Below are 17,341 nucleotides of genomic sequence, written 5' to 3' on the forward strand. Positions count from 1 at the left end.
ATGGACTAGTTCTTTTGGTCATGGTGGAAAAGTACTAATTTTATTAGGTTGTTGGAATTTGTTATTCTTTCTGAATTAAGCAGAAGTTTATTATGTAGGATGTGGTCGAAAATCCAAGGTTATTGGCGAATATACGATGTTGCTTGAAGGTATATTTGAAAAATAGATAGAATTTTCTCGAAAAAATTTTAGTGCACTAATGCCTATGATCAGCTAATAGAAAACATAACCTGGGTAGTAGAAAATGCAAAAGGAAAATAGGGAAGTAAATATGGTATATTTATTGATAAAAAATAGGTGAGGGAAAAGTGATGAAGATAAAGATTGAAGCGAATTTAAAAAATGAAGATGTTCAGTTTTTATGGAAAGCAGATAAGGTTATGGGTAAATTGATTCAAATAATTGGGAACATTGAAATACCGATTAAGGGAAATCGTTATGAATCACTTGTAAAGTCTATAATCGGACAGCAACTTTCTGTAAAAGCTGCGGGTACGATTATAGGAAGGGTAGAAGCACTATGTAACGGAATTACTCCTCAATCCATTGATAATGCTTCCATTGATGAATTAAGAGCAACAGGTATTTCAAGATCAAAAATCAATTACATGAAAGATTTGACCGAGAAATTTTTATCTAACCAATTAAAATTAGACCAATTAGACCGTTTTAGCAATGATGAAGTAATTACTGAACTTACAAAAGTTAAAGGGATTGGGCAATGGACAGCGGAAATGTTTCTCATTTTTTCGTTAGTAAGAAATGATGTTTTGTCGTTAGGTGATGTTGGCCTTCAACGTGCCTGCAAATGGTTGTATCAAGCTGATAAAGAAACGAATGGAAAAGATTTTTTAGAGCAAAAAGCCGAGAAATGGAAGCCTTATTATTCTATTGCTTCACTATATTTGTGGGAAGCAGTCAATAGGGATTACGTTATTAAATACAAAACAATCGACGATCTTTTTTCCGAAAAGGAAATACACATGGAGGAAGCATGAAACCAATTAAAGGTTACGAAAAGCTTTATTTGATTGGTCTTGATTTTATACGGATCTCAAGTGTTAAAATTTGGAAGTGATAAAGCCATATTGATACAAAGGAATCTTAATCATCTATGTAGAATATAATTGAGGACGCTTACATTATGTGACTCTATTTGAAAAATAAAAGGAGGGATGCAAAGGAGACATATTATTACATATTACCCTTGTAATTGAAAAAATTGAGGGGAAGAAATAGAAAGATAGTAAAGATTAAAACTAAAGTATTTTGTGTTTCACCTCTCACTGAGGCGTCTTACAAGCCAAAAAAATCCTAAATAACAATTGTAGAATTATATTTTTATCCTCCAGTAGATGCTTTCTAACTAATTCCAGTGTAAAAAATTGTGGGTGGAAGTTAAATGTATAATAAAAAGGTTATAGATATATCAACCAAAATGATTCCAGAATGGTTAAACAAAGACATTGAACGGATTACCAAAAAAGAAGAGGTATCAGCTAAACCTGGTTATATTATTTCACGAATTTATAACCAATATTCTATTGGTTATAGACATCTTGTTTCGGTGATGACGGGAAATACGGAATGGGCACGCATCGCTAGGGAAAGGCTTACTTACATTGATGAAAACCTTGAATTAATAGTAAAACACCTAAAAAGGCAGCAGAATTAGTTCTAAGAAGTTCGGTTGAAGAAATTTGTAGATAACAAGCAAAAGTGACAGGAACACACCAAAAATTGGGAGATACCTTGCGTTTTATTTGGTGAATATTGTTTATTTTAATACTTTCGTGGTCTAGCTAGACCTTATTATTATATTTTCTTTTTTTATTATTTTTTTGTCGGCATTTCTTCAAAAAGGGGAAATGCTCTTTTTGTTGAAATAAATTAAATGTTAATGGTGATATAATTTCTGAAGAAAAAGAACCCATTATTGAGTTCTTCCTCTATACATTTCACCGTTTAGCACCCCATATAGTAGTTCTTCATCATCTGAGATTAACGGAAAATGTACATTTGCTTGTTAAATTGTTGTTAGGGATCCTTATGAAATAAGGCTACTTGTTAATAGCGTTAATATTATTGCTCATCACGATTATTGGAAGCTGAATCGTTACCTGCTTCAGCCTCCTCCACCATCTGGTTGCCAATCACACCGCCAGAGACACCGCCTATAACAGTACCAATTAATCCAAATTGGGAACCTATCATAGCACCCGCAACAGCATCAGTAATCGTTCCTGCTGTTTCACCAAAGTCACTGGTACCTTGATTAGCAATACCATCAGCCTGATTGTTGCCACTTTCTTCTGCATTTCCACCGAAGTCATTGCGTTCTTTACTCTGATTCATCTTTTCACTTCCTCGTTTATTGATAGGGAATATGTTAAATATGAAAGAACACTATCCCTAACATATACTACCCAGGTGAAGTAGTTTTACTCACTATATGTGTAGGAAGCATGCTTTATCCTCATTCGAGCCCTTTGTGAAATCGCTTGATAGTACATAAATAAATTTAACATTGGCATTTGCCCAGATATTGCATACTTATATAAAGAATGGGGTGAAATACATTGTATGCTCAAAACGAAAATAAAAACCAAATCAAGGAAAATAGTAATACTGATAATGTGGAAATTATTTTACAACTTGAAAAACAAATTTCAATAACTATATGGATACAAACCATTGGTAAAATAATGGAGGTATTATTATTAACCAAACTTTTTCTCAAAGATGAGGAAGCCAAACATGACCCCTATGAAAGAAATTTAGTTGAAGGGGTTTGGATACAGACCATTGGACAAATTTTAGAAGCTATCGGTGTAACAAGGGAAGTTTTATCCAACGAAGAACCCGTCAGGCTAGAAGCAGCGACGATGGCTAATATCGGGGATTGGTTACAAGGAATTGGTGCAACTTATGAATCATATGCAGGGAAACAGATTATTGCTGAAGATAGAGAGGGATTGGTAACCAATATTTTCGTCCCATAAAAAAGAATGTACTATTTATTAGCAGTTCAATAGTCTGGGTCATGCAGCGAGAGATTTGGCAATTGCAAGGAAATCAGAAAACAAAATTCTGACATAGAAATTTCTTGGCTCGCTGCAGGTCCGGCACTTAGGATCATAGTAGAGGCAGACGAGAATCTGCTGCCGGAGTGCAATTTGCTAACTGAAGGCTTAGCCGAAAAGGTGTCAAATGGGTTCGGACTGAATGTGTATATATATTTGTTCAGGGTGCTATTGGGTGGAGAAAAAGCATTGCTGCCATAAAAAAGATTATTGGAGAGAAAAAGTTCATTAGTGCAGACGAAGCCTATGATTTGATCTTAACTTTTCTAGTCTATCCAGGCATGAAAAAGAAAGCACCTTTTGTCATGATTTATGATTTTTTTGGCTTTGATGCGACAACAAAAAATCCCTTTGAAAAATTAGGTACATATTTTTGGAATTTCGCCTGGATTACCGGAAATGGAACTCCCTGGGTGGAGGATCTTACTCTGTTTGTTGGGTATCCAGAGGATATTGTTGACAGTTCCTATGGAGTTTTCCTGCCAAATGCCAGAAAACAAGCTAAAAAGCATTATCAAGGTGGGGGCACAACGAAGACAGAGCTTGCTGTATTAAACAAGAATTTCCTCTATTTTCTTTGGAAGAGCACTTTGAACAAAAACTTGTTTCTGATCGACTAGAAAGAATGGGCATAGGAGTCAAAACGAGGTTTTCAAAAACAGGCGAAGCAACCCTTTCAAGATTAGTAATGGAAAATATAGAAAAAAACCTGACGATCGAAAGATTAAGATTGACGGTGCGCAAAAAGCTGCAGAATTAATCTTACAACTGGGATTTTAACTGGCATCGCAAACTGTTATTAGATGAAATCATTGGTTTAGGTTTAGTCCTCCGGTGCGAAAAGCTTTGCTTCACTTGGGAAACCATTATTAAAATTAGAAATCCTAATGGTACTATTGGAAGTTTTATTGATACAATAGGATCATTTACAAATGCTCCGACACCATATCATGAGTTCCAATGGGATGGCACCGTACAAGGGGAAAGAATCTTCCTAATGGGAATTGGGTATTAGGTGTGTATATAAAAAAAGCTGGTGTTGTGAATATAAAGCATATTTAGTCACAAAAAGAATAATTGTAAAGTGTTCCTTCTAGCATTGCTAATGGGAATTTTATTTTATTTCCCAAAAAAGCCACCAGAACCGTCCCCACGGTCAAAAAGTGGCAAGAAAAGAAGATGTAAAGGCAACCCTGTTTTTTAAGTATGATGAGAATATGCCTGAAAGATTATTTGAGTACCAGATTTGGTTCAATCAAAGTAATGATACAGCAATGATTATTAGCAGCAATGTAAAGGAAGGGTACGGAACTTTAGATAAAGAGAATGCACAGGCATTAGAAAAAATCTTACTCAATAAATAAAGTCTTTTATCGAAAAATTTGTTTTTTTAGGTGTTTTAAATAATCGTTCTTTTATAGAAATTATCAGCTGTATAATCTTATAGATTAACGAGTTAATCCTAGTCCAAATTCCTCTTATATCATTGGATAATTTTAGTAATATTTCCTCTATATTAGATTTCGTAAACACATTATAATTGGAATCACTATTTGACCCCCTATTAAATAGATAAGTACTGTTTGGACTCCCAAGATTTTGGGAGTCTCTTTTTTAATTAAATTTTTCTTAATCAAAGAATGTTTGTGAAATACTGTACCTAAACTGTTTAGAGACACGAAATAAATGAAAAAATGCAGCAGGGCTTACCCAGCTACATCTTATCCAGCCTATTTAACAAATAACAGCTTCCATCTTCCGCAAACCATAAAAATTCTCCAAATTTAAAATTAAACTCAACGGTGTTTTTATTATAAATTAACTTTGTTGCTTTTTTAAATTGCTTTAGTAATTCAAACGGGGGATCTGTGATGATGTCCTGAGTGTCGTTAGTAATGACGAATCCTTTTGGATCTAACCTTCGCTCAGGTTTTACTTCTGTCTTCCAATTGCCGTTAAGCAAAATCGATTTAGCCGTTATTTTCTTTTTTCGATTCTGGATAGACCAGATCTTTCGACAATTACACCGATGTATTTTACTCTTCATCCCATAACCTCTTTTCTTTTAAAATAAGGTCATGGTTCATTATATTTACACTTGTAGCAAAACAGTATGATAAGATGGTTACCTATTATTAGTTATTTTGGAGAATTCAGCAGCGATGACCGAGGAACTTGTGTGAACACTGGGACATATTTACGTTAAAAAGAAGACATCTTGTATCGTCAACCATTGGACAAAATAGTTAGTCGAAGTCGAGCATTTACAAGGAGGGGCACTTCGTTTGGCAGCCGAACACAATGTGGAGGTTCCAGTCATTGAAACCTTGTATGGGATTTTAAAACCGTATGAAAATGGAAGACCGAACGTTCAATAATATTTGGTCCTTCTTCAATAAGGGGGTAATTCTGCTATAGAATGTTGGATGGCTATAGTAAATTCCCCCAATAAAAAAGCATCCGATTATTCGGATGCATACTTAAGTATTCCTTGTAAATAAACTGAGTATTCTCTCTGTACATTTTCTCTTAATTTAATTCTTTTTTCTGTTTCTAATACTCTAATTAAATCTTGAATCTCATTTTCATTCTCTTTTGTAGTAGGAATCTCTAATGCAAACAAATTACCTCGACTACTATTTAACAATTTTTTTAATAACTCAACTTTGTTCATTGGATAATCCCCTTTATCTCCTATATTCGACATAAAGGCGACCTTTTCCTTGGAATATTTTATATTGTTTCAAGTTTTCCCTCTTTCCACTAAAAAAATCTGATTAGAGGTACTATAACATGAATGGGGTATCTTTTGTTATTAACTTTTTTTATAAGTACCTTCTACCAACCTAATCATATCGCGCCCAGATATCTTTTCAGTTTCATGATAACCTTCTTTATCTCGCAAACTTAAGTACCAGCTGCTATCGTTATCTTCATTTAACCTATATACCTTATTGGTCAAAATATTTGTATAAAAATCTCCATTTCTTAGCCTCATAAGATCCCCCTCTCTACTATATATAAATTGTATTATGCCCAAGATCCTGACTGGGAGTCATTAGACATATACAGTCTCGAAATCCAGGATATACAAGGGTAATAAGTGAAAAAACAAAACATGGATGTTGTGTAAAGGAAAAAGTTCGGGCAACAGAATGTTTGCTTATTTAGCTAAATGATACATCAGCTCAAACAGAATTTCAGCGGTGTTCCTTTTCTTATTTAAAACGGTCAGGTTTATAAATTAACAAGGGCTTAAATTTTATGTTAGAGTTATTTTATTATTTATTTTAAATAGGGAGGATAATCCCCACTTTAAATGGAAAAAATCTGCATGTTGATAAAAAGGAGACAAAACTAGATGAGTAAAGCAACTAATTTACATAAAAGTGCGAAACACATGTTAAAGGAGACAAGCCGGACCTTCTTCATTCCTATTAGTTTACTGCCGTCAGGATTACAAGAAGCAGTAGCATCTGCTTACTTATGCATGAGAGCAATTGATGAGATTGAAGACCACCATCAACTCCCATTGGAAACTAAACATAATCTATTGCATTCTATCAGCGATATTTTGAAAAAGCCCTTTACGAATAAGGAGGTAATGGCTTTATTTCACCCATACGACACCCTTCTGCCGGAGGTTACCTTACGGTTAGGAGATTGGATCAATCTTTGTCCACCAACAATTGTTGAGAAGATGTTGGATGCCACATCTACGATGGCGAAGGGGATGGGTGACTGGGCTTTAAAAGAGTGGGTGATTCATACTGAAGAAGATTTAAATGAATATACATTTTATGTTGCTGGATTGGTAGGAGTCATGCTCTCAGATATTTGGAAGTGGTACGACGATGTTGAAACGGACAAGGAACTGGCTGTAGCTTTTGGTCGTGGCTTACAGTCTGTCAATATTCTTCGCAATCGCGCGGAAGATTTTGAACGTGGTGTGAATTTCTTTCCCGATGGATGGGAGTTAGAAGATATGTTTAAGTACGCCCGACGTAACCTAGAATTGGCTGACGTTTATATGGAGGATATTAAACCCGGTCCGATTCTTAATTTTTGTAAAATCCCGATAGCACTTGCTCATGGTACTCTTGATGCCTTAATGGAGGGGAAGGAAAAAATGGGTAGAGCTGCTGTAATTGAAATAGTTAGTCGTGTAGTAAATAAAAAATAAGATTTCCGGCGTAATTCAGTTGAATATTAGTCTATATTTCCATCCTAAAAATATATGGATTCATAAATTTTGTTATTATCTCGTTTCCAAAACCATCTACATATTTGGTATGTATTTAACAAATAATAACAAAAAACTTAAAGGAATGAGAGATATGATGGACGTTTTGGACAATCTACCAACCTTGCCTTATATATTTAAGGCATTGTTAATTTTTTTGGCTGCCATTATGCTTTTGCGTATCGCAGGCAAGAGATCGCTTGCAGAAACGACGGTTTCGGAAGCAGTGTTAAGGATTTCGATTGGTGCTGTACTAATCCAACCTTTAGCATTAAGAAATGAATGGGAAGCAATATATGCTGGAACTTTGCTTATTATCGGAATTGTATTACTTGCAAAAATACAAATATGGATACCAAAATCCAGAAAGTTTATTAATGGAGTACCATCCATACTAATTAATGATGGGCAGATGAAATTAGAAGAGCTAAAAAAGGCCAGACTCACGACAGATGAGCTGCAAAGTTCACTTCGCCTAAAAAACATAGGCAATGTCGAAGATGTGGAATTGGCGGTTTTAGAGTCCAATGGAAAAATATCGACTACTCTAAAGCCAAATAAAGCACCTGCAACCAAAGAAGATATTCAAAAAATTTTGGATATCTTAGCTCAAAATGGAATTAATCCCCCATCACAAAATCAGTCTCAAGCGAAAACGCCGCCGTTATTCCAAGAAGCATATGACGAGGGAGACATAGTGGACTATAAACCTCAGATCCATTAAATAAGGTGTCTTTTTGTCTTCATGCCAATGAAAATGTTCATAGTAAAATATCTTAAATGCTCACAAACGTTATTAAATCAACGTTGTGAGCATTTTTTTGTTTTTTAAAAAGATCAAGTTTGTTTTTTAGATTAAGTAAAATATGTAAAAATTCAACTCTATGTACGAACGTCTATTGACTCTATACTTTATTTGTTATATGGTTAATTACATAAGTAACTAACCAACATGGTGGTGAAGAGATGAAACAGTTAATTGATGATGGTCGGCCCATATTTTTGCAGATTTCTGAACGTATTGAGGATGAGATTATTGAAGGTGGGCTGCCGGAGGAATCTCAGGTTCCATCGACAAATCAGTTTGCCGCATTTTACAAAATTAATCCTGCAACTGCTGCGAAAGGTGTCAATTTATTGGTGGATGAAGGTATTTTATATAAAAAGCGGGGGATTGGAATGTTTGTTGCTGAAGGAGCACGTGAAAAGGTCATTAACAAACGGAAAGAACAGTTTTTCGAACAGTATGTAATCAGGATGATTCATGAGGCAAAGAAGTTAGGGATTACGGTTGATCAGTTGACCGATATGGTTCGGAGAGGGGATGAAAAACAATGAAAAAAGTAGTTGAGGTTAAACAACTTGTTAAGTCATACGGGGAATTTAAGGCGATAGAAGATATAGATTTTATCATGGAGGAAAACAAAATTTACGGATTACTTGGAAGAAATGGTGCGGGTAAAACAACATTAATGAAATTATTAACTGCCCAAGAGTTTCCTACTAGTGGTGAATTAAACGTGTTTGGTGAAAATCCCGAAGAAAACAGGAAAGTATTAAGTCAAATTTGTTTCATAAAAGAAAGTCAAAAGTATCCGGATAATTTCAGTGTTCAAGATATTTTAAAAGTGTCAAAATCACTTTTTCCGAATTGGGATGAAGAATTCGCCTACTCCTTAATTAAGGATTTCAATCTCCCTTTAAAAAGAAAACCAAAGAAACTATCAAGGGGAATGCACTCTGCAGTTGGGGTGGTGATCGGCCTTGCCAGTAGAGCACCGTTAACAATTTTTGATGAACCCTATTTAGGACTGGATGCCGTTTCAAGAAGTTTATTTTATGACAAGTTGATGCAGGATTACTCAGAGCATCCGCGTACGGTAATCTTGTCGACTCATTTGATTGATGAGGTAAGTAATTTACTTGAACATATTTTAGTCATTGACAGAGGTCGATTAATCATTAATGATGAAGCGGAAAATTTACGAGGTATCGCCTATACGGTAACCGGGCAAGCAGCAAAAGTAGAGGCATTTGTGAAAAACAAAGAAGTTATTGATCGGGAGCCTTTTGGCGGATTGTTATCTGCTACCGTCATGCAAATGGAGAACAGGTTGGATATTCAACAAGCAAGTGCTAGTGGATTAGAAATTTCGCCTGTGTCCTTACAGCAATTGATTGTCCATTTGACGAAAGAAAAATCTACTCGTGAGGGAGCGATTGTCCAGTGAATATACAAGGTGTATTAAAAATGTACTCGAGAGATAAATGGGCGTGGTTTTTTATACCAAATATGATTCTCTTCTCAGTGTTCCTTTTAAATTTTATCGTCAGTCTCCTGATTTCAAGTAATGTGATGATGTATACCGGAGGAGTTTCCTACATCTTTTTCTATATGCTGGTCATGGGGATTATGGTTGTGACACAAACTTTTCCATATGCAATCGGCATGTCAATTAGAAGAACAGATTATTTTCTTGGTACTGTCGTTATGGCTGTGGCTGTAAATGTATTGTTTGGCATTATGTTGGTTTTCTTTTCGGTAATTGAAAATGCAACAAATGGGTGGGGTGGCCGGTTCCATTTCTTTCATTTTCCCTATTTGAATGATGGGTCAATTTTGGAACAATTGACAATGTATGTGATCTTGTTAATAAATTTATTTTGTACGGGGCTATTAATATCCAGCACTGCTCGTCGCTTTGGTGCAAAAGGCCTTGTAATTGCGGTTATTTCTGTATTATTAATCTTAAGCGTTGTTGCACTGCTTGTGACTTATTATAGTGTTTGGCTGGATATTTTTCATTGGTTCGCCAGTTATACTGCTGTTCAAATCGCGTATTGGCTCATCATTCCAACAATAGTATATATGTTGCTTTCATTTGCGTTGCTGAGAAGAGCAACTGTCTAATTGTTTACTCGAAAATGAAGAACCTACACTTTTGTTCCTCGGTTGTACCTATATCATGGTATTTTTAGAACTTGCTTATTTCATTTAATACAAAAGGAGTAGCAGAATATCATCTAGCTACTCCTTTCCTATTATCCCTGCTTTCTAAAGTGACTTCTTCCTATATTGTTCTATGAGCGTGTTCAACCTGTTCAATTGAAAGGCATAATGATAAATAGAAGCCCCAACGACGGCCATTTGAATTTTATGATCTTCATGATAGGATTGCATAACTTTTTCTAAAAAGACCTCTGTTTGTTTCATAAACTCATCTTCTACTGAAGGCAGATCCATTTTTATCTTTCCATCATATTTTAATAGATATAGCTCATGATACTTGATGAGATATTCGAGGTGTTGATCAAAGAGTTGATTTTCTTCAGGTGTCGGCTTGCTCTTAAAATAGAAGGAATCAATATCCTCTATGACAATAAATCCCTGTTGGAGTGATTTAAACATTTGCTTAAAAACGACGATTTCCCGTACATCCATATTATTTACTTTGGCCATTTTTTCACGTTCTTCATCAAATAATATAAAGTGTTCTTCTAAAAGGAAAATATTATTTTCTAATTGTTCCATTTGCTCCTTAAACGACTTTTCAGTCATTTCGTCAGAGATAGCTGTTCTCATTAAAATAGAAAACTCTTGGAAAATATCATTGATTTTATTTAAGTAATTTTTCTTGTAGTTGGGCGGGTAGATAAAAATATTGACTAGCAGTGCGGTTGCCATTCCAACGAAAGTAACGATAAAACGGTTCAAAGCAAAAAACCAATCGTTTCCTGGTGCACTCATAATCGCCAACACTGTTACGACCGTTAGCGAAATCGTTTCGCCCATTTTTAATTTTAAACTAATCGAAATCAGGAGAATGATAACAAGTCCAATCGAAAATGGATCATTGCCAAGAAAGTATAAACCTAGAAAGGCAAAAATCGCACCTAAGATATTGGTTTGAGCTTGGTTCCATACTTGTTTCCATGTGCGATAAATGGACGGTTGAATCGTAAAAATAGCAGCAATTCCCGCAAAGACTGCAGATTCAAGCTTTAATACAGAACAAATATATAAGGCTAATGTAACAGCAATTCCTGTTTTAATGACGCGCGGTCCTAACTTCACAAAACTCAATCCTCCATAAAAAGCGCTGAACAATAATTCTCCCCAGTCACTTTCGTCCATTCCCCTATCAAATATAGCTATTAAAACGAAACATTTCAATTGTTTTTTAAGATTTTCGGGACATTCCCCGGTTGGTCTTGCTAGCAGAATTAGAGGTGATTATTTTAACAGAAAATAATAGGGAGGAGGTGAAACTTCGATGAAAAATAAAGTGTCTTAAATACAATAGGGATTAGCATAATCGGATGATTTTATAAATTCTATTTATCCAAAATACAAAAGGAGTAGCTGAATATCATCTAGCTACTCCTTTCATATAACCAAAGCTTTCAATTTTGATTTCTACTTCATATATTCGGTCTAATTGACGCATAAATTATTCCCTTATAACCAGGAACGCTTCTGTTAAAATAAATTACCCTCGGTCCCCAGACATCATACCCATCTTCAATGCCCAAGATCTTTGACATCCTAAAAAACGAAAGAACCATCCCATGCTTTATACTACACTGTTTTTAATGGCATTACTATCACTGACATCGGGATCAATGACTGTGGCAGCTGGGACAGCTACAGGGGAAAAGTCGCCATTTTGTTCTCCAAAGGCTTGATTTCGCTTATAGGTTACAAGTTGATCAATTAATTGAACGGTCCCCATATTCGCTACTGCACCATTATCTAATGTATTCACTTTAAATCCAAGAACATTGATGACAACTGGTGAAACAAAAAACATGTTAACACCCCTATTTTTTAAGTCATTCAAATCTTGTTCGGTACATTGCCCACTATAAAAAGCTTGTTTTAACCGAGTTGCTATCAGAGATATCCGGGTCCAATACCCAGGAACTAGACAGTATTGTTGGGGATAAGTCCCCGTTCTGTTCTCCTATTCCTTGATTCCGTTTATAGGAGACAAACTGATCCAAGTGTTGACTTGGACCAAGGTTGACGACTGCTGCATGGTCAATGGCATTGATTTTAATTCCTAAGATATTAAGTGATACGGGTGCAAATTTCATATGATTACTCCTTATAAATTAGGCAGATTGGCGGTTTCAAAAGAAGAATTTGAATCAATTTGATCCCGGTCATCGACGGCGCTTTTCGTTCCAATAAAATTGGTTCCATCACCCATATTTTGGCCTAGTCCCTGGTTTTTCTTATCAGAATTATGCCACTCCGCTAAAAGGTTTTGACCCACATTGATTGCGGATGCATTCTCAAATGAATTGACTTTAATGATATTGATATTGATATTAATGTATGGAACGGGACCCACTATTTAAAACCTCCTAATTATTTTTCCTTAAAGGGGTTTACCATTTACTTTTTGTGAGTTGGAATCCTCGATATCATGATCCAAAATCGAGCTTGTTGAGTATATTCTCAAACATCCATCAGCCAACTGCTGGCCAAAACCTTGATTTTTCTTTGCCGCAACATTCCTGTTTTTTTTCAAGGTAGAACTAAAAGAGATGGAACTACCATGATCGATATTATTTAGTTTTATTGCTTTAATAGTCACCTTGGTTGGTATAAAGTCCATGAATGATTATCCTCTCTTTACCTTTGCCCCGGGGTACTTAACTATATGACTGTTAACTAGAAAATATGTTTTTTCAGTATATAAGGACTATACGGAACGTGGGTAAATCATGGGGGTTTCATTTCAGATTGGACACTTTTTATGAATGATTTACTAAATAATAAATATCATTAATATAAGAAGACATGTACTGGGATTTTTACCGAGCCTTACAAGGAGGATGATCCATCATGGATATGAATAAGATCTTACAATGGATGGATTTGGCGAAAAAATACCAAACTGGTGATTTTTGGGATGGGATTTTTGATCAATCCTCCTTTCAAGAATCTATGAAAAGTAATTTGGAATCAAATAAATCGGGTGAAACGGCTGCGAAAGCCGGGCATGGAAAAAAATTTCCTCCAACAGATATTTTTATTACGGATGAGGAAATTTTGTTAATATCGGATTTAGCGGGTTACGTAAAGGAAAATATACAATTATCGGTATCAGGAACGAATCTTTTAATCAAAGGAAACAATCACCAATTGATGACGGGAGAGCCAGTACAGAAAGAAAGGTATCATGGCTCCTTTGAACGGGTTATCCAGCTTCCAGAACCGACGTATCCCAATCTAATCCGAGCTAAATTTAAAAATGGACTTCTATTTGTTTCATATAAACGGCAATTTTTGACAGAAGAGCGAGTAAATATCGAGTAACCTTGGTCGGGAAAATAAAATTACGTTAATGTGGGGAGACACGATGCCTATAAAAGGGATGTTCAATCAAAAAGTTCAAAAGCAAGCCCTAGATGATTTGGAAAAGCAGACGTTAAGAATCAATGCACTTGAGGTTCAATTGAAAAGCTTATTGGAGTTTGAGAAGAAGATTCGAACATCAATGTATAGTTACAACAGTGGGGAAAAAAAAGAGCAGGAGCGAGTAAAGACACAAGGTAAGGATTTCCAAATAAACATGATGGAGAACGCCCAGAAATTTAAAGAAATCAATCAAAGATTGGAAGAAATGGGACAAAGAGTAGATCAACTTGAAAATATTAATCCCTTTCCAAGAAAAAATGAATATAAAGTCGATGAACGTTTAATCCATTTTATAGAACAACTCATCTCAGAAAAATATGCCGTTCATATCCAAAAGGAAAAAAAGTTGGTTGAAAAAATTCAAGCTTTAGAAAATGAAATTTCGATATTAAAGCACAGAAAACTACCTTACGAAGATCAATCAATAATAGAAGATCACCGACAGACATCTTCTGAAGACTTTTCAACACATGAGCATAAAAGTGAGAAAAGAGATGACAAGGAAGTGTTTTACACGCAGATTGAAATGAGAGTACAACTCTTAGAACGCAATATTTTATTGGTAAATGAAGTTCAGGCTGGGTTGCTAAAACGGATGGAGGAAACCATAGAGAAAAGTAATGGTTTGGTGAAACAAATGAACGAAACAGAAGTTTCAATGAAGAACGAAGAACCTATTTTAAAAACGTTATATATTGATAAGTTATATTTAGAAAGGTATGAACAAAACAATAACTTTGCTCAGATTGGCATCAAAAGTTTAAGCGGAGCATTAAATATTGGTGCAACATATGGAAAAGAAGCAATCCCTAAGAAAATCACTGATCAAGTAAAAGAGGAAATGGAAAAAATGAAGGAAATGAAAGTGGAAATGGAAAATAGCCCGCCTAGTACAAACCAGTCTTCTGCTATTCACGATGATGAATCATCCTCAGAAGTAGCCTCCGCTCCATCAGACGAAAAGATTCAATATACGGAGATTGTTATTGAAGAGGACAACCCTTCTCTTGATGAAGATATTTATAATGATGAGAAATAGGGCTTCTCCATCCTAGAAGTCCTATTTTTGGCAGATCATAAATGAAGATGATACTGTTTGCAGAAACACGATGAATAATCCCCCAGTTAACTCTCCATAATTTAAGCCCAAAATAAAAAAGTCGGGATTTAATCCATTCCAATGACCGTGCAATGACATAGACTATTTTAAATAGCATGGAGGTGATCATATATGAGCGGAGCAGGAGCAGGCTATGGAGGCGGATTTGCCTTGTTGGTCGTATTATTTATTCTACTAATCATTATTGGAGCTTCTTGGTGGGGTTACTAAGATGTTCGCAGCCAGCACACGTGGTGTTATTTAATTAGGTGTGTCGGTAAAATTTGAAAAGAGCCGTCCGCTCTATTGCCTATTATATAATAGTTAATAGAGCGGGCGGCTCTTAATCTTAGTATGACCTGTGTAAAAAATCATGATTTATTCTTGTAATAGGTATTAACTTGTCTAGCTTGTCCCCGTTTCGACTCCATCACTCACTCGATATATTTTCCGTGGACGTCCTTTGGAGGTTGGAGCTTCATCGCCAATGATTTCCGCAATTCCCTGGTCCACTAAACCCGTTAGAATCCGGCGGGCATTTCTTGGTGTCATTTTTAATGTGTCTGCTATTTGAGTTGCGGTAATGGTCCCATTCCCAACTCTTTTTTGCACGGATAAAATTTTGTTAAATGTTGTGATGGTGATTCCGCTATTTTTTAGTTTCTCACTTATTTCCTTATTTTCAGTTCGGTATTGGAAGGTGAGGACTTCTTGTTGTTCTAAAGGCCCTTCAATGGTTCCATTATTATCAACAAGGAAAGCACAGAAAGAGTCATAGTTTTGCGCATGATTTAAAGCAAGCCGGGCGTTTTCTTCGGCAGACAGAGCGGTATCGCCATAACCAATACCAATATTGGATGGTAAATCAGAAATTAACGATAAATCATCTAGAAGAGATCCTATCGGTTTCTCGGTTTCTTCAACAGAACCTCTGGTGGAGAAAATAACAAAGGCTCCGGTTCCAATCGTAATAAAAGAGCCAGAAATGGATTCTGCAAAATTTAAGATGGCGGCCTGAATATCTAAGATTAACCGATGTAAATCGTACGATACCATATTATGATCATCTTTTTTCTCTATCCCTTGAACTTTCACGAGTATTACGGCGATTTGTGATTGTTTAAAATGCATCGTTTCCCATTGTTGTATGGCCGTTGATAGCGTCTCACGAATGTTGCTTCTTGTAGGAGTAACTCTGAAGGCAGGAATGTTTTCCAACCGCAATTGATCATAGATAGAACGCAGACAAGTGATACAAAGTTCTACTTTTCCATCTTGATAAAGGTTTTGATGAAAGGTTAGAAGATGATCTAGAGGAGTTTCATGTGTATACTCATGCACATAAACCTGACTGCTAGAAATATTAAGGTCGTTGAAAGTTTCATAGACATCACGTTCTGTCACCATATCAATACTAATACTTTCTAAGGCTTTTTTATCATTGTATCCAATCTCCACTAAAGTCTTTGTTAAGCTGGCACCATCTAACTTTAGTAGAAAAAAGGGCTGATTGACACCACTTTCTAGAAATGAATTATATAATGCCGGTCCTGCCAAGATCCAAAGATCAACTAGGTGTTGATTATGTTGTATGAGGCTGGCAGCTTCATTTGTATTCGAATAAATGAAAGGCACTGGTTGGATTTGTTCGCTATATTCCATTGCAATTTCAGAAATAAGTTGGACAGAGTCTGCTGGTCCAATAATTCCAACACTTGGTTTCAAGTAATTCCCCCCAATAAAAAGATTGTATTTAATTATATCAATGATGAAAATAATTAGGTATAAATAACTTCATTTTAAGTTTACCTCATCTTTAAACCATATTTCCAACATAATAATAGTAAATTTTTTGAAAATTCTGTTGACATTAATTTATCACCTCTGTATAGTTTTATTTAAGGAACAGATTAAGAAAAATTCCGTAAATTAATAAAGAGGAGTGTTTGTAAATGAATGCATCGAAGGAGAATAAAGAACAATCACCTTTGGTTGAACAAGATCAATTCAAACATGTCATCGGCCATTTTGCCAGCGGTGTATCGGTGATCACCGTTAGAAACAATGGAGTCGATTTTGGTATTACTGCCAGCGCTGTCAGTTCTGTATCCGTTGAGCCGCCCATGCTGCTCGTTTGTGTCAATAAAAGCACAGGAACATGTCATGCGATAACGGCTGCAGAATCCTTTACGGTCAACATAATGAACGAAAGCCAAAAGGATTTAGCTCTTACATTTGCTAGAGCAAATACTGATAAATTTAAGGATGTGAATTTTTCTTATGGGGAACTGGGGAATCCTGTCCTCGAAGATACACTTGCACATCTTGAATGTCGTGTAGTTGAAGAAGTAACAGGTGGAACTCATACGGTTTTTCTTGCTGAGGTACAAAATGCCCAAGCAGCAAGCGCCGATCCATTAGTCTATTTTCGGGGGAAGTTTGGTCAATTTAAAGAAGCTTAGTAGATAAGAAATTAATAACATTAA

The 17,341-nt window shown here is 35.6% G+C and carries 24 protein-coding genes and 1 pseudogene; 15 read left to right on the forward strand and 10 right to left on the reverse strand.

Features of this window, described 5'->3' with window-relative positions:
* Positions 1-311 precede the first annotated feature (311 nt).
* Together V7108_RS09200 and V7108_RS09205 are read left to right on the forward strand one after the other, a co-directional pair.
* Positions 312-998, forward strand: a complete 687-nt coding sequence (locus V7108_RS09200) for a DNA-3-methyladenine glycosylase family protein (RefSeq protein WP_335567988.1) — start codon at positions 312-314, stop codon at positions 996-998.
* A gap of 404 nt (positions 999-1,402) precedes the next feature.
* Entirely contained in the window at positions 1,403-1,675 is a 273-nt protein-coding gene (locus tag V7108_RS09205) for a hypothetical protein (RefSeq protein WP_335520457.1), read from the forward strand.
* A gap of 407 nt (positions 1,676-2,082) precedes the next feature.
* Here V7108_RS09205 and V7108_RS09210 read toward each other — a convergent pair whose 3' ends face one another.
* Positions 2,083-2,355, reverse strand: coding sequence for a hypothetical protein (locus V7108_RS09210; protein WP_335567989.1), 273 nt, complete (start codon positions 2,353-2,355; stop codon positions 2,083-2,085).
* 224 nt (positions 2,356-2,579) lie between these two features.
* On the opposite strand from V7108_RS09210, the gene V7108_RS09215 reads away from it, so the two are divergent.
* The 3 genes from V7108_RS09215 to V7108_RS09225 all read left to right on the forward strand — a co-directional run bounded on the left by V7108_RS09215 (position 2,580) and on the right by V7108_RS09225 (position 4,447).
* Positions 2,580-3,002, forward strand: a complete 423-nt coding sequence (locus tag V7108_RS09215; RefSeq protein ID WP_335567990.1) for a hypothetical protein — start codon at positions 2,580-2,582, stop codon at positions 3,000-3,002.
* Positions 3,003-3,334: 332 nt separating this feature from the next.
* Complete coding sequence (locus V7108_RS09220; protein WP_335567991.1) at positions 3,335-3,703, forward strand: hypothetical protein; 369 nt, start codon at positions 3,335-3,337, stop codon at positions 3,701-3,703.
* A 543-nt stretch (positions 3,704-4,246) separates the two neighbouring features.
* Positions 4,247-4,447 carry a hypothetical protein gene (locus tag V7108_RS09225; RefSeq protein ID WP_335520722.1) on the forward strand — a complete coding sequence of 67 codons (201 nt, stop codon included), beginning with the start codon at positions 4,247-4,249 and terminating at the stop codon, positions 4,445-4,447.
* A gap of 350 nt (positions 4,448-4,797) precedes the next feature.
* Here the strand turns inward: V7108_RS09225 and V7108_RS09230 are convergent, their stop codons facing one another.
* Entirely contained in the window at positions 4,798-5,130 is a 333-nt protein-coding gene (locus V7108_RS09230) for a hypothetical protein (RefSeq protein WP_335519547.1), read from the reverse strand.
* A 214-nt stretch (positions 5,131-5,344) separates the two neighbouring features.
* On the opposite strand from V7108_RS09230, the pseudogene V7108_RS09235 reads away from it, so the two are divergent.
* Positions 5,345-5,461: pseudogene (locus tag V7108_RS09235) on the forward strand (ketopantoate reductase C-terminal domain-containing protein); the annotation flags it as partial.
* Between the two features lie 86 nt (positions 5,462-5,547).
* Here V7108_RS09235 and V7108_RS09240 read toward each other — a convergent pair.
* Together V7108_RS09240 and V7108_RS09245 are read right to left on the reverse strand one after the other, a co-directional pair.
* The gene (locus V7108_RS09240; RefSeq protein ID WP_335519544.1) at positions 5,548-5,757 is read right to left on the reverse strand and encodes a hypothetical protein; all 210 of its coding nucleotides are present in this window, start codon (positions 5,755-5,757) and stop codon (positions 5,548-5,550) included.
* Positions 5,758-5,898: 141 nt separating this feature from the next.
* A complete protein-coding gene (locus V7108_RS09245) occupies positions 5,899-6,081 on the reverse strand; it encodes a hypothetical protein (RefSeq protein WP_335519540.1) in 183 nt (60 codons plus the stop codon).
* A 363-nt stretch (positions 6,082-6,444) separates the two neighbouring features.
* Between V7108_RS09245 and V7108_RS09250 the strand changes: the two genes are divergently transcribed.
* The 5 genes from V7108_RS09250 to V7108_RS09270 all read left to right on the forward strand — a co-directional run bounded on the left by V7108_RS09250 (position 6,445) and on the right by V7108_RS09270 (position 10,237).
* Positions 6,445-7,266, forward strand: a complete 822-nt coding sequence (locus V7108_RS09250) for a phytoene/squalene synthase family protein (RefSeq protein WP_335519538.1) — start codon at positions 6,445-6,447, stop codon at positions 7,264-7,266.
* Positions 7,267-7,285: 19 nt separating this feature from the next.
* Positions 7,286-8,050 carry a DUF421 domain-containing protein gene (locus tag V7108_RS09255; protein ID WP_335567992.1) on the forward strand — a complete coding sequence of 255 codons (765 nt, stop codon included), beginning with the start codon at positions 7,286-7,288 and terminating at the stop codon, positions 8,048-8,050.
* Positions 8,051-8,292: 242 nt separating this feature from the next.
* Complete coding sequence (locus V7108_RS09260; RefSeq protein ID WP_335567993.1) at positions 8,293-8,664, forward strand: GntR family transcriptional regulator; 372 nt, start codon at positions 8,293-8,295, stop codon at positions 8,662-8,664.
* Complete coding sequence (locus V7108_RS09265; RefSeq protein WP_335567994.1) at positions 8,661-9,557, forward strand: ABC transporter ATP-binding protein; 897 nt, start codon at positions 8,661-8,663, stop codon at positions 9,555-9,557. Before V7108_RS09260 ends, V7108_RS09265 begins: the two co-directional genes overlap by 4 nt.
* Entirely contained in the window at positions 9,554-10,237 is a 684-nt protein-coding gene (locus V7108_RS09270; protein ID WP_335567995.1) for a hypothetical protein, read from the forward strand. The genes V7108_RS09265 and V7108_RS09270 overlap by 4 nt, the downstream gene beginning before the upstream one ends.
* 144 nt (positions 10,238-10,381) lie before the next feature.
* Here V7108_RS09270 and V7108_RS09275 read toward each other — a convergent pair whose 3' ends face one another.
* The 5 genes from V7108_RS09275 to V7108_RS09295 all read right to left on the reverse strand — a co-directional run bounded on the left by V7108_RS09275 (position 10,382) and on the right by V7108_RS09295 (position 12,950).
* Positions 10,382-11,401: an FUSC family protein gene (locus V7108_RS09275; protein ID WP_335520746.1), complete on the reverse strand. Its 1,020-nt coding sequence runs from the start codon at positions 11,399-11,401 to the stop codon at positions 10,382-10,384.
* 499 nt (positions 11,402-11,900) lie between these two features.
* On the reverse strand, positions 11,901-12,137 hold the full coding sequence (locus tag V7108_RS09280) for a spore germination protein (RefSeq protein WP_335519525.1): 237 nt from the start codon (positions 12,135-12,137) through the stop codon (positions 11,901-11,903).
* A 52-nt stretch (positions 12,138-12,189) separates the two neighbouring features.
* Positions 12,190-12,423, reverse strand: a complete 234-nt coding sequence (locus V7108_RS09285; protein ID WP_335519522.1) for a hypothetical protein — start codon at positions 12,421-12,423, stop codon at positions 12,190-12,192.
* A gap of 11 nt (positions 12,424-12,434) precedes the next feature.
* Positions 12,435-12,686 (reverse strand): hypothetical protein, encoded by a 252-nt coding sequence (locus tag V7108_RS09290; protein WP_335568141.1) that lies wholly within the window; start codon positions 12,684-12,686, stop codon positions 12,435-12,437.
* 24 nt (positions 12,687-12,710) lie between these two features.
* Positions 12,711-12,950, reverse strand: a complete 240-nt coding sequence (locus tag V7108_RS09295) for a hypothetical protein (RefSeq protein ID WP_335567996.1) — start codon at positions 12,948-12,950, stop codon at positions 12,711-12,713.
* A 230-nt stretch (positions 12,951-13,180) separates the two neighbouring features.
* Here V7108_RS09295 and V7108_RS09300 point away from each other — a divergent pair, with 230 nt between their 5' ends.
* From V7108_RS09300 to V7108_RS09310, 3 genes are all read left to right on the forward strand, one after another.
* The gene (locus V7108_RS09300) at positions 13,181-13,654 is read left to right on the forward strand and encodes an Hsp20/alpha crystallin family protein (RefSeq protein ID WP_335567997.1); all 474 of its coding nucleotides are present in this window, start codon (positions 13,181-13,183) and stop codon (positions 13,652-13,654) included.
* A 43-nt stretch (positions 13,655-13,697) separates the two neighbouring features.
* Positions 13,698-14,795, forward strand: coding sequence for a hypothetical protein (locus tag V7108_RS09305; RefSeq protein WP_335567998.1), 1,098 nt, complete (start codon positions 13,698-13,700; stop codon positions 14,793-14,795).
* Between the two features lie 192 nt (positions 14,796-14,987).
* A complete protein-coding gene (locus tag V7108_RS09310; RefSeq protein ID WP_335510086.1) occupies positions 14,988-15,086 on the forward strand; it encodes a YjcZ family sporulation protein in 99 nt (32 codons plus the stop codon).
* A gap of 174 nt (positions 15,087-15,260) precedes the next feature.
* On the opposite strand, the gene V7108_RS09315 is transcribed toward V7108_RS09310, so the two are convergent.
* The gene (locus V7108_RS09315) at positions 15,261-16,580 is read right to left on the reverse strand and encodes a hypothetical protein (protein WP_335567999.1); all 1,320 of its coding nucleotides are present in this window, start codon (positions 16,578-16,580) and stop codon (positions 15,261-15,263) included.
* Between the two features lie 227 nt (positions 16,581-16,807).
* Between V7108_RS09315 and V7108_RS09320 the strand changes: the two genes are divergently transcribed.
* A complete protein-coding gene (locus V7108_RS09320; RefSeq protein ID WP_335568000.1) occupies positions 16,808-17,317 on the forward strand; it encodes a flavin reductase family protein in 510 nt (169 codons plus the stop codon).
* The last annotated feature ends 24 nt before the right edge of the window (positions 17,318-17,341 follow it).

Source organism: Neobacillus vireti, from assembly GCF_036962345.1.
Taxonomy (GTDB): domain Bacteria; phylum Bacillota; class Bacilli; order Bacillales; family Cytobacillaceae; genus Neobacillus; species Neobacillus vireti_A.

Excerpts from the sequence above, each read along its gene's own strand:
- V7108_RS09300 (WP_335567997.1), top strand. The coding sequence starts at position 13,181 with ATGGATATGAATAAGATCTTACAATGGATGGATTTGGCGAAAAAATAC.
- V7108_RS09210 (WP_335567989.1), bottom strand. The coding sequence starts at position 2,355 with ATGAATCAGAGTAAAGAACGCAATGACTTCGGTGGAAATGCAGAAGAA.
- V7108_RS09245 (WP_335519540.1), bottom strand. The coding sequence starts at position 6,081 with ATGAGGCTAAGAAATGGAGATTTTTATACAAATATTTTGACCAATAAG.
- V7108_RS09310 (WP_335510086.1), top strand. The coding sequence starts at position 14,988 with ATGAGCGGAGCAGGAGCAGGCTATGGAGGCGGATTTGCCTTGTTGGTC.
- V7108_RS09205 (WP_335520457.1), top strand. The coding sequence starts at position 1,403 with ATGTATAATAAAAAGGTTATAGATATATCAACCAAAATGATTCCAGAA.
- V7108_RS09200 (WP_335567988.1), top strand. The coding sequence starts at position 312 with ATGAAGATAAAGATTGAAGCGAATTTAAAAAATGAAGATGTTCAGTTT.
- V7108_RS09295 (WP_335567996.1), bottom strand. The coding sequence starts at position 12,950 with ATGGACTTTATACCAACCAAGGTGACTATTAAAGCAATAAAACTAAAT.
- V7108_RS09250 (WP_335519538.1), top strand. The coding sequence starts at position 6,445 with ATGAGTAAAGCAACTAATTTACATAAAAGTGCGAAACACATGTTAAAG.
- V7108_RS09280 (WP_335519525.1), bottom strand. The coding sequence starts at position 12,137 with ATGTTTTTTGTTTCACCAGTTGTCATCAATGTTCTTGGATTTAAAGTG.
- V7108_RS09240 (WP_335519544.1), bottom strand. The coding sequence starts at position 5,757 with ATGAACAAAGTTGAGTTATTAAAAAAATTGTTAAATAGTAGTCGAGGT.
- V7108_RS09265 (WP_335567994.1), top strand. The coding sequence starts at position 8,661 with ATGAAAAAAGTAGTTGAGGTTAAACAACTTGTTAAGTCATACGGGGAA.
- V7108_RS09285 (WP_335519522.1), bottom strand. The coding sequence starts at position 12,423 with ATGAAATTTGCACCCGTATCACTTAATATCTTAGGAATTAAAATCAAT.
- V7108_RS09305 (WP_335567998.1), top strand. The coding sequence starts at position 13,698 with ATGCCTATAAAAGGGATGTTCAATCAAAAAGTTCAAAAGCAAGCCCTA.
- V7108_RS09260 (WP_335567993.1), top strand. The coding sequence starts at position 8,293 with ATGAAACAGTTAATTGATGATGGTCGGCCCATATTTTTGCAGATTTCT.
- V7108_RS09230 (WP_335519547.1), bottom strand. The coding sequence starts at position 5,130 with ATGAAGAGTAAAATACATCGGTGTAATTGTCGAAAGATCTGGTCTATC.
- V7108_RS09320 (WP_335568000.1), top strand. The coding sequence starts at position 16,808 with ATGAATGCATCGAAGGAGAATAAAGAACAATCACCTTTGGTTGAACAA.